This is a genomic window from Micromonospora sp. CNZ286 (assembly GCF_014207755.1).
The window spans coordinates 970,746-984,765 of record NZ_JACHIZ010000001.1 but is presented as its reverse complement, the minus strand read 5'-3'; the positions used below and the strand labels follow the sequence as shown (position 1 = coordinate 984,765).

15 protein-coding genes are annotated in these 14,020 nt (G+C 73.4%); 4 read left to right on the top strand and 11 right to left on the bottom strand.

Annotated features, from left to right (window positions below; translation table 11 throughout):
* Positions 1-81 precede the first annotated feature (81 nt).
* From era to FHX31_RS04670, 7 genes are all read right to left on the bottom strand, one after another.
* On the bottom strand, positions 82-978 hold the full coding sequence (gene era, locus FHX31_RS04700; RefSeq protein ID WP_114918575.1) for a GTPase Era: 897 nt from the start codon (positions 976-978) through the stop codon (positions 82-84).
* Positions 975-1,361: a hypothetical protein gene (locus FHX31_RS04695; RefSeq protein WP_013287966.1), complete on the bottom strand. Its 387-nt coding sequence runs from the start codon at positions 1,359-1,361 to the stop codon at positions 975-977. Before FHX31_RS04695 ends, era begins: the two co-directional genes overlap by 4 nt.
* Positions 1,354-2,763 (bottom strand): hemolysin family protein, encoded by a 1,410-nt coding sequence (locus tag FHX31_RS04690; protein WP_174361814.1) that lies wholly within the window; start codon positions 2,761-2,763, stop codon positions 1,354-1,356. Before FHX31_RS04690 ends, FHX31_RS04695 begins: the two co-directional genes overlap by 8 nt.
* Positions 2,739-3,212 carry an rRNA maturation RNase YbeY gene (gene ybeY / locus FHX31_RS04685; RefSeq protein ID WP_013287968.1) on the bottom strand — a complete coding sequence of 158 codons (474 nt, stop codon included), beginning with the start codon at positions 3,210-3,212 and terminating at the stop codon, positions 2,739-2,741. Before ybeY ends, FHX31_RS04690 begins: the two co-directional genes overlap by 25 nt.
* A gap of 39 nt (positions 3,213-3,251) precedes the next feature.
* Complete coding sequence (locus FHX31_RS04680; protein ID WP_030274645.1) at positions 3,252-4,310, bottom strand: PhoH family protein; 1,059 nt, start codon at positions 4,308-4,310, stop codon at positions 3,252-3,254.
* A 134-nt stretch (positions 4,311-4,444) separates the two neighbouring features.
* The gene (locus tag FHX31_RS04675) at positions 4,445-5,821 is read right to left on the bottom strand and encodes a serine hydrolase domain-containing protein (RefSeq protein WP_184975211.1); all 1,377 of its coding nucleotides are present in this window, start codon (positions 5,819-5,821) and stop codon (positions 4,445-4,447) included.
* Positions 5,818-6,162 carry a histidine triad nucleotide-binding protein gene (locus tag FHX31_RS04670; RefSeq protein WP_013475524.1) on the bottom strand — a complete coding sequence of 115 codons (345 nt, stop codon included), beginning with the start codon at positions 6,160-6,162 and terminating at the stop codon, positions 5,818-5,820. Before FHX31_RS04670 ends, FHX31_RS04675 begins: the two co-directional genes overlap by 4 nt.
* Positions 6,163-6,255: 93 nt before the next feature.
* On the opposite strand from FHX31_RS04670, the gene FHX31_RS04665 reads away from it, so the two are divergent.
* Complete coding sequence (locus tag FHX31_RS04665) at positions 6,256-7,017, top strand: SDR family NAD(P)-dependent oxidoreductase (protein WP_184975208.1); 762 nt, start codon at positions 6,256-6,258, stop codon at positions 7,015-7,017.
* Between the two features lie 134 nt (positions 7,018-7,151).
* Here the strand turns inward: FHX31_RS04665 and FHX31_RS04660 are convergent, their stop codons facing one another.
* The 3 genes from FHX31_RS04660 to hrcA form a co-directional block, all read right to left on the bottom strand.
* Positions 7,152-7,886 (bottom strand): 16S rRNA (uracil(1498)-N(3))-methyltransferase, encoded by a 735-nt coding sequence (locus tag FHX31_RS04660; protein WP_013287973.1) that lies wholly within the window; start codon positions 7,884-7,886, stop codon positions 7,152-7,154.
* A 1-nt stretch (position 7,887) separates the two neighbouring features.
* Positions 7,888-9,033, bottom strand: coding sequence for a molecular chaperone DnaJ (dnaJ, locus tag FHX31_RS04655; protein ID WP_030274641.1), 1,146 nt, complete (start codon positions 9,031-9,033; stop codon positions 7,888-7,890).
* A gap of 73 nt (positions 9,034-9,106) precedes the next feature.
* Positions 9,107-10,129: a heat-inducible transcriptional repressor HrcA gene (hrcA, locus tag FHX31_RS04650; RefSeq protein ID WP_013287975.1), complete on the bottom strand. Its 1,023-nt coding sequence runs from the start codon at positions 10,127-10,129 to the stop codon at positions 9,107-9,109.
* Positions 10,130-10,361: 232 nt separating this feature from the next.
* Between hrcA and FHX31_RS04645 the strand changes: the two genes are divergently transcribed.
* Positions 10,362-10,973 carry a DUF4870 domain-containing protein gene (locus tag FHX31_RS04645; protein ID WP_013475521.1) on the top strand — a complete coding sequence of 204 codons (612 nt, stop codon included), beginning with the start codon at positions 10,362-10,364 and terminating at the stop codon, positions 10,971-10,973.
* Positions 10,974-11,012: 39 nt separating this feature from the next.
* Here FHX31_RS04645 and hemW read toward each other — a convergent pair whose 3' ends face one another.
* Positions 11,013-12,236: a radical SAM family heme chaperone HemW gene (gene hemW / locus FHX31_RS04640; protein ID WP_176739779.1), complete on the bottom strand. Its 1,224-nt coding sequence runs from the start codon at positions 12,234-12,236 to the stop codon at positions 11,013-11,015.
* A gap of 19 nt (positions 12,237-12,255) precedes the next feature.
* Here hemW and FHX31_RS04635 point away from each other — a divergent pair, with 19 nt between their 5' ends.
* Both FHX31_RS04635 and FHX31_RS04630 read left to right on the top strand, forming a co-directional pair.
* Positions 12,256-13,041 carry an enoyl-CoA hydratase-related protein gene (locus FHX31_RS04635; protein ID WP_013287978.1) on the top strand — a complete coding sequence of 262 codons (786 nt, stop codon included), beginning with the start codon at positions 12,256-12,258 and terminating at the stop codon, positions 13,039-13,041.
* 111 nt (positions 13,042-13,152) lie between these two features.
* Complete coding sequence (locus FHX31_RS04630; protein WP_030274634.1) at positions 13,153-14,013, top strand: hypothetical protein; 861 nt, start codon at positions 13,153-13,155, stop codon at positions 14,011-14,013.
* Positions 14,014-14,020 lie beyond the last annotated feature (7 nt).

Here is a 14,020-nt window from a genome sequence, read left to right as displayed (position 1 = left end):
AGAACACCTATGGAAAGTGAGATGTCCCATAGGTCTGGCTGATCCTGATCACCGCCCCCCGGGGCCCGCCCCGGCCGCCTGTCAGAAGCCCAGCTTGCGCAACTGCTTCGGGTCGCGCTGCCAGTCCTTCGCCACCCGTACGTGCAGGTCGAGGTAGACCCGGGTGCCGAGCAGCTCCTCGATCTGCCGCCGGGCGGTGATGCCCACGTGCTTGAGGCGGCTGCCCCGGTGGCCGATGACGATGGCCTTCTGGCTCGAACGCTCCACGTACACGTCGGCGTAGATCTTGGTGAGGTTGCCCTCCGGGATCATCTCCTCGACCACCACGGCGATGGAGTGCGGCAGCTCGTCGCGTACGCCCTCCAGCGCCGCCTCGCGGACCAGCTCCGCCACGAGCACCTGCTCCGGGTCGTCGGTGAGCATGTCGTCCGGATAGAGCTGCGGCGAGGGCGGCAGGTAGCCGGTCATCACGTCGACGAGCGTGTCGACCTGATGGCCGGAGACCGCGCTGACCGGCACCACGTCGGCGAACTCGCCCAGCTCGCTCACCGCGAGCAACTGCTCGGCCAGCCGCTTCTTGTCGACCAGGTCGGTCTTGGTGACCACCGCCAGCACTGTTGCCTTGAGGCTGGCCAGCTCGCCGGTGATGAAGCGGTCACCCCGGCCGACCGGCTCGTTCGCCGGTACGCACAGGCCGATCACGTCGACCTCGCTCCAGGTCTCCCGGACCAGGTCGTTGAGGCGCTCGCCGAGCAGCGTGCGGGGCCGGTGCAGACCCGGGGTGTCGACGAGTACGAGCTGCGAGTCCGGCCGGTGCAGCACCGCCCGGATGATGTGCCGGGTGGTCTGCGGCTTGTTCGAGGTGATCGCGATCTTGGTGCCGACGATCGCGTTGGTGAGCGTCGACTTGCCGGCGTTCGGCCGCCCGACGAAACAGGCGAAACCGGCCCGGTAGGGGCGCGCCTCGGGGGTGGTCACTCGACCACCGTGCCGAGGACGGTGCCGTCCGGCGCGGCCACGTGGACCGGCGCGTCGGCGGAGAGGTCACGCACCGCGGCGTGCCCGGCCCCGTCCAGCGTCGACGCCTCGGTCACCACCACAGCGGCCTCCAGCCGGCTCGCGCCCGCCGCCACCGCCGAGGCGACAGCGAGCTGGAGCGCGGTCAGGGTCAGCGACGGCAGCGCCACGCTCGCCGCCGCGTACGTCCGGCCGTCCTGGTCGCGGACCGCGGCGCCCTCCACGGCCGCCACCCGGCTCCGCGCCCCCCGGGCCAGGACGACCAGCTTGGCGTCCTCGGCGCTCAGCTCGGCCGGGTCGGCGGGGGTGGGCATGGCGGCCGGTACGGCGGGTGACTCAGGCATCGGCGGGTTGCCTCTCCTCGGAACGGTTGTTGTCGCCACGGGAATCGGGCGGATCGCTTCGGTTGGTGCCCTCCGGCGCGTCACCCCGGTCGACCCGGCTCACCAGAACCGTGTCTATCCGGTTGCGCCGGCCGGTCGTGCCCTCGGCCACCAGCCGCAGGCCGGCCACCTCGGCCTCGGCGCCCGGGATGGGCACCCGGCCGAGCGCCTGGGCGAGCAGGCCACCGACCGTCTCCACCTCGTCGGTGGGCAGCTCGGTGTCGAACAGCTCGCCCAGATTCTCCACCGGCAGCCGCGCGGTCACCCGCACGGCCCCGTCCGGCAGGTGCTCGACCGGCGGGCGCTCGACATCGTACTCGTCGGTGATCTCCCCGACGATCTCCTCCAGGATGTCCTCGATGGTGACCAGCCCGCCGGTGCCGCCGTACTCGTCGACCACGATGACCAGGTGGTTGCGGGCCGCCTGCATCTCGGAGAGCAGGTCGTCCACCGGCTTGGACTCCGGCACGAACGTGGCCGGGCGCATCAGCTCGGCCACCGGCATCTGCCGGGCGGCCTGGTCGCCCTGCACCCGCCGGATCAGGTCCTTGAGGTAGAGCACACCGAGCACGTCGTCGACGTTCTCGCCGATCACCGGGATGCGGGAGAACCCGGAGCGCAGGAACAACGCCAGCGCCTGCGCGAGCGTCTTGCGTTCCTCGATCCACACCATCTCGGTACGCGGAACCATCACCTCGCGGGCGATGGTGTCGCCGAGCGCGAAGACCGAGTGGATCATCTGACGCTCGCCGTGCTCCACCACGCCGCGCTGCTCGGCCAGGTCGACCAGCTCCCGCAGCTCCACCTGGGTCGCGAACGGCCCCTCACGGAAGCCCTTGCCGGGGGTGACCGCGTTGCCGATCAGGATCAGCAGCGAGGCCAGCGGGTTGAGCGCGCGGCCCAGCCAGCGCACCAGCGGCGCGACCGCGCGGCCGACCGCGTACGCGTGCTGGCGGCCGATCGTCCGCGGGCCGACACCGACCACGACGAAGCTCACCACTGTCATCGCGCCGGCGGTCACCAGCGCCGCCCGCCAGCCCGCGCCGAACGTGTCGACAGCCACCAGCGCGACGAGCGTGGTGGCGGTCAGCTCGGCCAGCAGACGCAGCAGGAGCAGCAGGTTCAGATGGCGGACCACGTCACCGGCGACCGCCTGGAGAGCACGCCCGCCGCGGGCACCGTCCCGGGTCAGCTCCGCGGCACGGGCCGGCGAGACCGCTGCGAGCGCCGCCTCGGTCATCGCGATCAGGCCGGCGAGCACCACCAGCCCGGCGGCGAAGACCAGGAGTTGAAGATCAGGCAGACCGGCGGGGGTGCGGACCGCCGCCAAGGTGTCCATCACCGCGACCGGGTCGACCGCCAGCTGGCCAGCAGCCGGGCCTGGAGACCGAACATCTCCCGCTCCTCCTCGGGCTCGGCGTGGTCGTAGCCCAGCAGGTGCAGCACGCCGTGCACGGTGAGCAGGTGCAGCTCGTCGGCGGCCGAGTGCCCGGCCACGGCGGCCTGCTTGGCCGCCACCTCCGGGCAGAGCACGATGTCGCCGAGCAGGGCGGGCTCGCCGCCGGCCGGGTTGCTCTCCCCCGGGCCGTGGTCGACGCTGCCCTCGTCCATGGGGAAGGCGAGCACGTCGGTCGGGCCGTCGCCACCCATCCAGCGGTGGTTCAGCTCCGACATGTATTCGATGTCGACGAGCAGCACGGACAGCTCGGCGAGGGGGTTGACCCCCATCTCGTCGAGGGCGTGCCGCGCGACGGCGAGCACGGCGTCGGTGTCGACGTCGACACCCGACTCGTTGGCGATCTCGATGGACAACTGTCTTCCTCTGATGATGTGACGGCTTCCGCCGGTGGGTCAGCGGCGCCGGCCGGCCCGGCCGCCCTGGGCGGTCCGCCCCGGTACGGCGTGCACGCTCTGCGCCTGCTGGGTCTCCCGCTCGGCGTCCCAGCGGGCGTACGCGTCGACGATGTCGCCCACCAGCTTGTGACGCACCACGTCGGAGCTGGAGAGCTGGGCGAAGTGCACGTCCTCGACGTTGTTCAGGATCTCCCGGACCACCCGCAGGCCGCTGGTCGTCCCGCCGGGAAGGTCCACCTGGGTGACGTCACCGGTGACGACGATCTTGGAGCCGAAGCCGAGCCGGGTGAGGAACATCTTCATCTGCTCGGGCGTGGTGTTCTGCGCCTCGTCCAGGATGATGAACGCGTCGTTAAGCGTGCGGCCCCTCATGTATGCCAGCGGCGCGACCTCGATCGTGCCGGCGGCCATCAGCTTCGGGATGGTCTCCGGGTCGAGCATGTCGTGCAGCGCGTCGTAGAGCGGGCGCAGGTAGGGGTCGATCTTCTCGTTCAGGGTGCCGGGCAGGAAGCCCAGCCGCTCCCCCGCCTCGACCGCGGGCCGGGTCAGGATGATCCGGTTGACCTGCTTGGCCTGGAGCGCCTGCACGGCCTTCGCCATGGCCAGGTACGTCTTGCCGGTACCCGCCGGGCCGATGCCGAAGACGATGGTGTGGGCGTCGATCGCGTCGACGTACTTCTTCTGCCCCAGCGTCTTGGGACGGATGGTGCGGCCGCGCCGGGAGAGGATGTTGAGTGTCAGGACCTCGGCGGGCCGCTCGGCGCCGCCCTGTTCGAGCATGCCGACGGTACGCCGTACCGCGTCTGTGGTCAGGGTCTCGCCTTTCTCGATCAGTTCGAGCAGCTCACTGAAGAGACGCTCGGCGAGGGCGTTGTCGGCGGGGGCGCCGGTGATGGTGATCTCGTTGCCGCGGACGTGGACGTCGCTGTCGATCGAGCGCTCGACGAGCCGCAGGATCTCGTCGCCCGCGCCGAGCAGGTTCACCATGATCTTCTGGTCGGGGACCGTGATCCTGGTCTGCACACGCGGCGTGCCGGGAGGTGGGGTGCCGGTCATAGGTCGGGCCGTCGGGCCCTGCGCCACCTGCTCTCCGCTTCTCGGGCGCCGGGCCCTGCCGGCGCGGCGTTCGGTTACCTCCATCGTATCGGGTCGGCACCCGACGCACCGCGCCCATTTCCGGTGGCCGGCGGTCAGTCGCCGGCGCGGAAGTCGTACCCGTCGAAGGTCTCCTGGGTGCGGGTGAAACGGTAGGTCGCCCAGTGCATCCGGACCACCACGCCCCGTTCGTCGCGGGTCAGCCGCAGCAGCTCCCCCACCTCCCGGCCGGAGACCGTGCGGAACACGTCCGGCCGGTCCGGCAGCGGCGCGAACACCGCCGGCGGCTTCCCGGCCGGATCGTCCGCGCCACGTGCCCGCAGCGTCCCGTCGTGCCAGGAGAAGACGTACTCGAAGCCTTCGCCCCACCAGCGGCCCGGCACGCCGCGCAGGTGGTCCGGCGCGGGCGGGCCGGGACGCCACGGCTCGATCTCCGCCGGGTCGTGCTCGACGGCGGCGGCGAGCAGCCGGTGTGACAGGTCGAACACCTCCACGCCGGTGCCGGACGAGCCGAGCACCGCGACACCCATCGCCCCGGCGGTGCCCTGCCCGCCGCGCCGCCCGTAGACAGCGGCGAGGAACCCGGGCATCGCGCCGTCGTGGCCCACGTGGATCACCCGGTCCGCCTGCGGGACCAGGATCAGGCCCAGCCCGAAGCCGGCCGACCAGACCGACTCGTCGGTGGGCGTGAGCGGCCAGCGCATCTCCTCGACAGTCGTCGCGGCGAGCACCGCGCCGTCCGGGTCCACCGCCGCCGGGTCGGCCAGGAACGCGGCCCGGCGGGCCATGTCCGTCGCGGTGCTCCAGAGCTGCGCGGCGGGGGCCACCGCGCCGAAGTCGGCGGGTGGTTCCGGGTGGGCCTCGTCGGAGTACGCGTCGACCAGGAACCCGGTCGCGGTCCGCTCGGTCGGGTACGGGCCGGTGGCGGTCAGCCCGAGCGGGGTGAGCACCCGGTCGGCCAGCACCTCGGCCCAGGTGCCGCCGCGCAGCCGGGCGACCGCCTCGCCGAGCAGCGCCAGGCCGAGGTTGGAGTAGTGGAAGCGGCGGCCGGTGGGCAGCACCCGCTCGACCCGGGCCAGGTCGGCCAGCAGTTCGTCGACGGCCGGGGCGCGCAGGCTGTCCCACACGTCGCCGTGCGGCTCGCGTTGCAGGCCGGCGGTGTGCGACAGCAGCCGGCGTACTGTCGCGTCGCCGTGCGCGGGCAGGTCCAGGTGCCGCCCGATCGGGTCGTCCAGGTCGAGCAGGCCCTCGTCGCGGCACTGCATGACGAGCACCGCGGTGAAGGTCTTGGTGACCGAGCCGATCCGGAACACCGTCTCCGGCCCCAGCGGGGTGTCGTTGCCGGTGTCGCCCACGGCGCAGGTCCACAGCGGCCGGTCGGCCCGGTGCAGGGCGGCCGACACCGCCGGGATCCGCCCGGTGGCCTGCGCCTGGCGCACCATCCGGCCGAGCCGGTCGGAGACGTCGGTCATCGGCAGAGCATCGGGCCGAGCGGCGCGCCGCCGAGCAGGTGGGCGTGCACGTGGAAGACCTCCTGGCCGCCGTACGGGCCGGTGTTGAACATCAGCCGGAACCCGTCCACGGTCAGGCCCTCCTCCTCGGCGACCACGGCGGCGGTCTGGAGCACCTCGCCGGCCAGCTCGGGCGCACCCTGGGCCAGCGTGGCCACGTCCGCGTAGTGCTCCTTCGGGATCACCAGCACGTGGGTGGGCGCCTTCGGGTCGATGTCCCGGAAGGCCAGGGTGGTGGCGGTCTCGCGGACGATGGTGGCCGGAATCTCCCCGGCGACGATCCGGCAGAAGAGGCAGTCCATCGCAGCAGTGTAAGGAGGGGCCCCTGCTTAACGCCTCCGGTATGGGAAGGGGCCCTTTTTAACAGTCTGGCCCGGTGCGGCAGGATGGCCGCCATGTCGGGACGGGCGGTGCTGGTGACGGGGGCCTCGCGGGGCATCGGGCGGGCGGTGGCGCGGGCGTTCGCCGCAGGTGGAGACCGGGTGGCGATCCACCACCGGGACTCGGCCGGGCTGGCCGAGCGGCTGCGCGCCGAGTTGCCGGGTGACGGGCACGTGGTGGTCCGCGCCGACCTGGCCGACGCCGACGCGGTACGGACCATGGTGGACGAGGCGGCCCAGCGGCTCGGCGGCCTCGACGTACTCGTGAACAACGCCGGGGTGTTCGGGCCGGCCGATCCCCCGCACCCGGTCTTCGAGAGCAGCTACGAGCAGTGGCGGGCGCGCTGGCGGGAGGTGCTCGACACCAACCTCGTCGGCGCCGCGAACGCCGCCTGGTGCGCCGCGCAGCACATGCGCGAACGCGGGGGCCGGATCGTGAACGTCTCGTCCCGGGGCGCGTTCCGGGGCGAGCCGGCCAACCCGGCGTACGGGGCCAGCAAGGCCGGGATGAACGCGATGGCCCAGTCGCTGGCGGTGGCCCTGGCGCCGTACGGCATCGCTGTGGCGTGCGTGGCGCCCGGCTTCGTCGAGACCGACATGACGAACGAGCACCTGAAGAGCGGGCGGGGCGAGGCGGTACGCGCCCAGTCCCCGTTCCACCGGGTGGCCCGGCCGGAGGAGATCGCGGCGGCGGTGCACTGGCTGGCGAGCCCCGAGGCCGAGTGGGCCGCAGGCACCATCATCGACCTGAACGGCGCCTCCTACCTCCGCTCTTGACCCCCACGCCCCGCCCCTGACCTCGGCGATCTTGCACTTTCGGCCCCGGCGAAGCACCGCAAAAGGGGCGCGACACGGGCCGAAACTGCAAGATCAACGCGGAAGGGGGGCGCGGAAGGGGCGCGCGGCGCGGGTTACCAGTGGGTCAGGCGGGTGGCCAGGACTGTCAGGGCTGCCACGCCAGCCGTGGACGTGCGCAGGACGGACGGGCCCAGGCGGACCGTACGGGCGCCCGCGTCGGCGAACGCGGCCAGCTCGTGGTCGGCGATGCCGCCCTCCGGGCCCACCACCAGCACGATCTCGCCGGTGGCCGGCAGGTCGACTGTGGTCAGCCGGTCGTGGGCGCCCTCGTGCAGCACGAACGCGCCGGCCGCACCGGCGATCCGGCGGGCCACCGAGGCGGTGGACTCGTCCGGCGCGCCGGCCACCACCGGCAGCCACGGGCGGCGGGCCTGCTTGGCCGCTTCCCGGGCGGTCGCGACCCACTTCTGCCGGGCCCGTCCGCCCCGGTCGCCGCGCCACTGCGCCACCGAGCGGGACGCCGCCCACGGCACGATCTCGTCCACGCCGACCTCGGTCATCGCCTGCACGGCGAGTTCACCCCGGTCGCCCTTGGCGATGCCCTGCACCACGACGAGCCGGGGTACCGGCGCGTCCGCGTACCCCCGGCTGGTGACCCGCAGGTCGAGCGTGCCGCGGCCGACGGCGGTGACCACCGCGGCGGCGGTGCCGCCCCGGCCGTCGGCGAGCACCAGTTCCTCGCCGGCGCGCAGCCGCTGCACGGTGGCCGCGTGGTGGCCCTCCGGGCCGTCGAGCGTCAGCGTGTCACCGGTGGGCAGCGCCTCGACCAGGAACAGCGGGGCGGACACCTCAGGCGTGCCCGTTGAAGGCGTCGCGCATCCGGGAGAAGAACCCGCCCTGCTTGGTCAGCTCGGCGACCTCCTCGCCGCGGGTCTTGGCGAAGTCGCGCAGCATCCGCTCCTGGTCGGCGTCGAGCTTGGTCGGGGTACGCACGTCCAGGTGCACGTAGAGGTCGCCCCGGCCGGTGCCGCGAAGGTGCGGTACGCCCCGGGCGCGCAGCCGCATCGTGCTTCCGGGCTGGGTGCCGGGCTTGACGTCGACCGTCTCCTCGCTGTCCAGCGTCTTGATGGTCAGCCGGGTGCCCAGCGCGGCCGCGGTCATCGGCACGGTGACCCGGCAGTGCAGGTCGTCGCCCTTGCGGGAGTAGACGTCGTGCGGCCGCTCGTGGATCTCGACGTAGAGGTCACCGGCGGTGCCGCCACCCGGGCCGACCTCACCCTGCTGGGCCAGGCGGATCCGCATGCCGTCCTCGACCCCGGCCGGGATCTTCACGGTGAGTGAGCGGCGGGTGCGCACCCGGCCGTCACCGGCGCAGGTCGGGCAGGGGTGCGGGATGGTGGTGCCGTAGCCCTGGCAGACGGTGCACGGCCGGGCGGAGACCACCTGGCCGAGGAACGTCCGCTGCACCGACTGCACCTCGCCCCGGCCGCCGCACGCCTCGCAGGTGGCCAGGTGGGTGCCGGCGGCGGTGCCGGCGCCGGAGCAGGTGGTGCAGAGCACGGCGGTGTCGACGGTGATCGGCGCCTCGACGCCGAACGCGGTCTCGTTGAGGTCCAGCTCCAGGCGCAGGATCGCGTCCGCACCGGGGCGGGTACGCGGACGCGGCCCCCGGCTGCCGCCCGCGGCGCCGCCGAAGAACGCGTCCATGATGTCCTGGAAGCCGACGAACGGACCGGCGCCGCCCGGGCCGCCGGGACCGCCCATGCCGCCGCCGCCCGGGGCGAGCGGGTCGCCACCCAGGTCGACGATCTGCCGCTTCCGGTCGTCCGAGAGGACCTCGTACGCGGCGTTGATGTCCTTGAACTTCTCCTGGGCCTCCGGGTCCGGATTGACGTCCGGGTGGAACTGCCGCGCCAGCTTGCGGTAGGCGCGCTTGATCTCGTCGTCGGAGGCGTCCCGGCTCACGCCGAGAATGCCGTAGTAGTCCCTGGCCACTGCGTTAGGTGTCCTCATGTTCGTCTCGCGTCGCTCCGGTCGTCGGCCGGAACCGGCCGTCGGCCCTGACTGGTCAGTTCTGGGCCAGCAGTTCGCCCACGTAGCGTGCCACGGCCCTCACCATGGCGATATTGCCGGGGTAGTCCATCCGGGTCGGCCCGAGCACGCCGAGTCCACCGACGATCGTGCTGCCCGGTCCGTAGCCGGTGCTGACCACCGAGGCGGCCCGCAGGTTGTCGAATTCGTTCTCGTCGCCGATGAGCACCCGGGTGGTGCTCGGCTCCGTCTCACCGATCAGCTTGAGCAGCACGACCTCTTCTTCGAGCGCTTCCAGGATGGGCCGCAGCGAGCCCTGGAAGTCGAGCAGGCCGCCCCGGGTGAGGTTGGCCTGTCCGGCCAGCGCGAGGCGCTCCTCGTGCCGTTCCACGAGCGTCTCCAGCAGCACGGTGGAGAGCGTGGTCATGGCCGGGCGCAGATGCGGCGCGGACTCCTCGACGAGCGCCTGCACCAGCGGCGGCGTCTCGGCGAGCTGGCTGCCGACGAGCTTCTCGTTCACCAGCCGGCGCAGGTCGGTCACGTCGTCGGCGGGCACCGGGGCGGGCAGCTCGACCAGCCGCTGCTCGACCCGGCCGGTGTCGGCGATCATGACGACCATGAGCCGGGTGGTGGAGATCGGCACCAGCTCCAGGTGGCGCACCTTGGAGCGGGCCAGGCTCGGGTACTGCACCACTGCCACCTGCCGGGTGAGCTGGGCGAGCAGCCGGACCGTGCGGTGCACCACGTCGTCCAGGTCGACGGCGCCGACCAGGAAGCGCTCGATCGCCCGGCGCTCGGCCGGGCTGAGCGGCTTGACCCGGGACAGCCGGTCGACGAAGAGGCGGTAGCCGCGGTCGGTGGGCACCCGGCCGGCACTGGTGTGCGGCTGCCGGATGTAGCCCTCCTCCTCCAGCACCGCCATGTCGTTGCGCACGGTGGCCGGCGAGACGCCGAGCTGGTGCCGCTCGACCAGGGCCTTGCTGCCGACCGGTTCCTGCGTGGCGACGTAGTCCTCGACGATCGCGCGCAGCACGGCGAGTTTGCGGTCGTCGAGACCCATTCCCCACCTCCTGACGCACCTCGGCCGGGCCGGCACGCGGCATCCGCCGGGCGGCTGGCACTCGACTGTAGCGAGTGCCAGTCTACGTCGGCACCCCCGCCGGCGCGATGATCGCCCGACGGACCTGCGGTGCGGCCCACCACACAGCGCCGCCCACCAGGGCCGAACAGCCGGTCATCGTCGGTCTGTGTCGCTCTGGTGCGAGTTGACCGGTGCCCCTACCGTGGCGACCATGACAGAACCTCCTCGCCCTCCAGGGGCAGGGGACTCCGGCCCCCAGCCCGACCCGTCGGCGCCCTACGGCTCGTCGCCGGGCAGCGAACCGCCCACCGCTCCACTGTCCGGGGCGCCGGGCGCCGGCGGCTATCCCCCGCCCGGTGACTATCCGCCTCCGGGCGGCTACCCGCCCCCCGGTGGTTACCCTCCGCCGGGCGGCACGCCCGGCTACGGCGCCGGCTACCCCGCCGGTGGCGGGTACGGCCCCGCCGCGTACGCCAACAACGACGAGAAGACGTGGGCCCTGGTGGCGCACTTCGGTGGCGCCGCGGGTGTCATCGTCGGCGGCGGTCTGCTCGGCTGGGTCGCCCCGCTGATCGCGATGATGACCCGCGGTCAGCAGTCGCCGACGGTCCGCGCCCACGCGGTCGCGGCGCTGAACTTCCAGATCACCTGGACCATCGCCAGCGTGCTCGCCTGGGTGATCACGGTCATCACCTGCGGGATCCTGTTCTTCGTCCCGATGCTGGTCTGGCTGGTGCCGCTGATCTTCGGAATCATCGGCGGGGTCAAGGCCAACGAGGGTGTGCTCTACCGCTACCCGATGACCTACAACTTCATCAAGTGACACCGCCGGCCGGCCGAGGGGGCGGCCGGCCGGTGCCGGTCACGGCAGCAGGTCGCGTACCACCGCGTCGGCCAGCAGCCGGCCGCGCAGCGTCAGCACCACAAGCCCTCGCGCGTACGCCCCGGCGTCGAGCAGCCCGGCGTCCCGGGCCCGCTCGGCGCCCGCCCGGCCGGGCTCGTCCAGCACGTCCAGCGGCAGCCCGGAGGCGAGCCGCACCCGCAGCATCACGTCCTCCATGTGCTGCTCGTCCGGGGTGAGCTGCTCCCGGGCCAGCGCGGGCGAGGCGCCCTCGGCCAGCCGGGCCGCGTACGCGCTCGGGTGCTTGACGTTCCACCACCGCACGCCGCCGACGTGGCTGTGCGCCCCCGGGCCCAGGCCCCACCAGTCGGCGCCGGTCCAGTAGAGCAGGTTGTGCCGGCACGCCGCCGCCGCCGACCGGGCCCAGTTCGACACCTCGTACCAGGAGAATCCGGCCTCGCCGAGCGCGGCCTCCGCAGCCAGGTAGCGGTCCGCCGCCACGTCGTCGGAGGGGTACGGCAGCTCGCCGCGGCGCATCCGCCCGGCCAGCCGGGTGCCGTCCTCCACGATCAGGGCGTACGCGCTGACGTGGTCCACGCCCGCGTCGACCACCTGGGCCAGCGAGGCGGCGAAGTCGTCTGCGGTCTCGCCCGGCGTGCCGTAGATCAGGTCCAGGTTCACGTGCTCGAACCCGGCGTCGCGCGCCTCCAGCGCGGCGGCGGTGGCCCGGCCCGCGCTGTGCCGCCGGTCCAGCACCGCGAGCACCCCCGGCGCGGCGGACTGCATGCCGAGCGAGATCCGGGTGTACCCGGCGGCCCGCAGCGTCTTGAGCGACTCCGGGCTCACCGACTCGGGGTTGGCCTCGGTGGTCACCTCGGCGTCGGCGGCCAGCCCCCAGACGCGGTCGATGCCGTCGAGGATCCGGGCCAGGTCGTCGGCGGGCAGCAGGGTGGGCGTGCCGCCGCCGACGAAGACCGTGTCGACCCGGGGTGGCGGCGAGTCGCCCAGCACCCGGGCGGCCAGCGCCAGTTCGGCCAGCACCGAGTCGGCGTACGTCTCCCGGCTCGCCCCGCCGCCCAGCTCCGAGGCGGTGTACGTGTTGAAGTCGCAGTAACCGCACCGGCTGGCGCAGAACGGGACGTGGACGTACACGCCGAAGCCGCGCGCGCCGACGGCGCGACGGGCGGTGGCGGGCAGCGATCCGTCGCGCGGGACGGGTTCGCCTTCTGGAAGGACGCCGGGCATGGCCACTAGTGTGCCCGGCATGACCTCTCCGGACGCTCTCGTGCGAGTCGCCACGGCCCGTGGGGTGACCACCCTCACCCTGGACAGTCCGCACAATCGCAACGCGCTCTCCACGCCCCTGATGACCCAGCTGCTGGCCGGGCTGGCCGACGCGGTCGCCGACGACGCGGTACGCGCGATCGTGCTCGACCACACCGGCCCGGTCTTCTGCTCCGGCGCCGACCTGAAGGAGACCGCCGCCGCGTACGCCAGCGGCACGGTGCCCGCCGGGATGCTCGGCGACGTGCTGGTGGCGGTGCGGGAGTGCCCGAAGCCGGTGGTGGCGAAGGTCGCCGGGCCGGCCCGGGCCGGCGGGCTGGGCCTGATCGCCGCCGCCGACCTGGCGGTCTGCGCGCAGGAGGCGACGTTCGCGTTCACCGAGGTGCGGATCGGCGTGATCCCGGCGGTGATCTCGGCGACCGTGCTGCCCCGGCTGGGCCAGCGGGCCGCCGCCGAGCTGTACCTGACCGGCGACACGTTCGACGGCCGCCGCGCCGCCGAGATCGGCCTGGTCACCGCGGCGGTGCCGGCCGACGAGCTGGACGCCGCCGTCGAGCGCTACTGCGCCTCGCTGGTGAAGGGCGCCCCGGGGGCGCTGGCCGGGGCGAAGGAGCTGCTGCGCCGGCCCGCCGGTCCCGACCTGCGGGCCGAGATCGCCGAGTTGGCCGCCCTGTCGACCGGGTACTTCCTCTCCGACGAGGGACGCGAGGGCGTCATGGCGTTCCGGGAGAAGCGTCCCGCCGCCTGGGTGCCCGCCGGAGACTGAGGTTCGCGGCGGGCCCCGCGGGAGCCATTGCGGCCGAGGTGGGGCCCGCCGGTCGGCCGAGACCCGCCGTGGCGGGTGGGACGTACGCTTGTCGGACTGTCGGGACAGGGGGTGCGGGTGCGGACGCGAGCGGCGATCGTGGCATCTGGGGTGGCGGTGTGCGTGCTGGCACTGCTCGCGGTCTACGTCGTGACCAAGCAGTTCGGCGAGCACCTGCGGCTCCCTCTGGCCAGCCGGACCTGCACCGTGAAGGCCGACGGCGAGGTGGTGCTCGGCGCCGACCAGATGGCGAACGCGGCCACCATCGCAGCCATCGGGATGCAGCGCCGGATGCCCGAGCGGGCGGTGGTGGTGGCGCTGGCGACCGCCTACCAGGAGTCGCACCTGCGCAACATCGCCCACGGCGACCGCGACTCGCTCGGCCTGTTCCAGCAGCGCCCGAGCCAGGGCTGGGGCAGCCCGGAGGAGATCCAGGACCCGCGGTACGCGGCGAACAAGTTCTACGCCGCGCTGAAGAAGGTCAAGGGCTGGGAGCGGATGCGGATCACCGACGCCGCCCAGCGGGTGCAGCGGTCGGCGTTCCCCGAGGCGTACCAGAAGTGGGCGGACGAGTCGGAGGTCCTCACCCGCGCGTTGCTCGGCCACGCGACCGGCGCGGTGGCCTGCACGGTCAGCTCGCCGCCGACGATGCGCGGGCCGGCTGCCGCCAGCGCCGTGCTGGAGAGCCTGTCGCTGGACTGGGGGCTGCCCCGGCTGGCCACTGCGACGGACCTGACCGCGCTCACCGTGCCGGCGGGCGACGACCGCAACGGCTGGCGGTACGCGCACTGGCTGGTCTCACACGCCGACGATCACGGCGTGAAGAAGGTCCGCTTCGGCAACCTGGAGTGGACCGCCGCGCAGGGCTCCTGGGCCCGGGTGAAGGGCGACCCGGCCACCGAGGTGCGGGCCGAGGTGTTCGCCGCGGCCTGACCGGCCC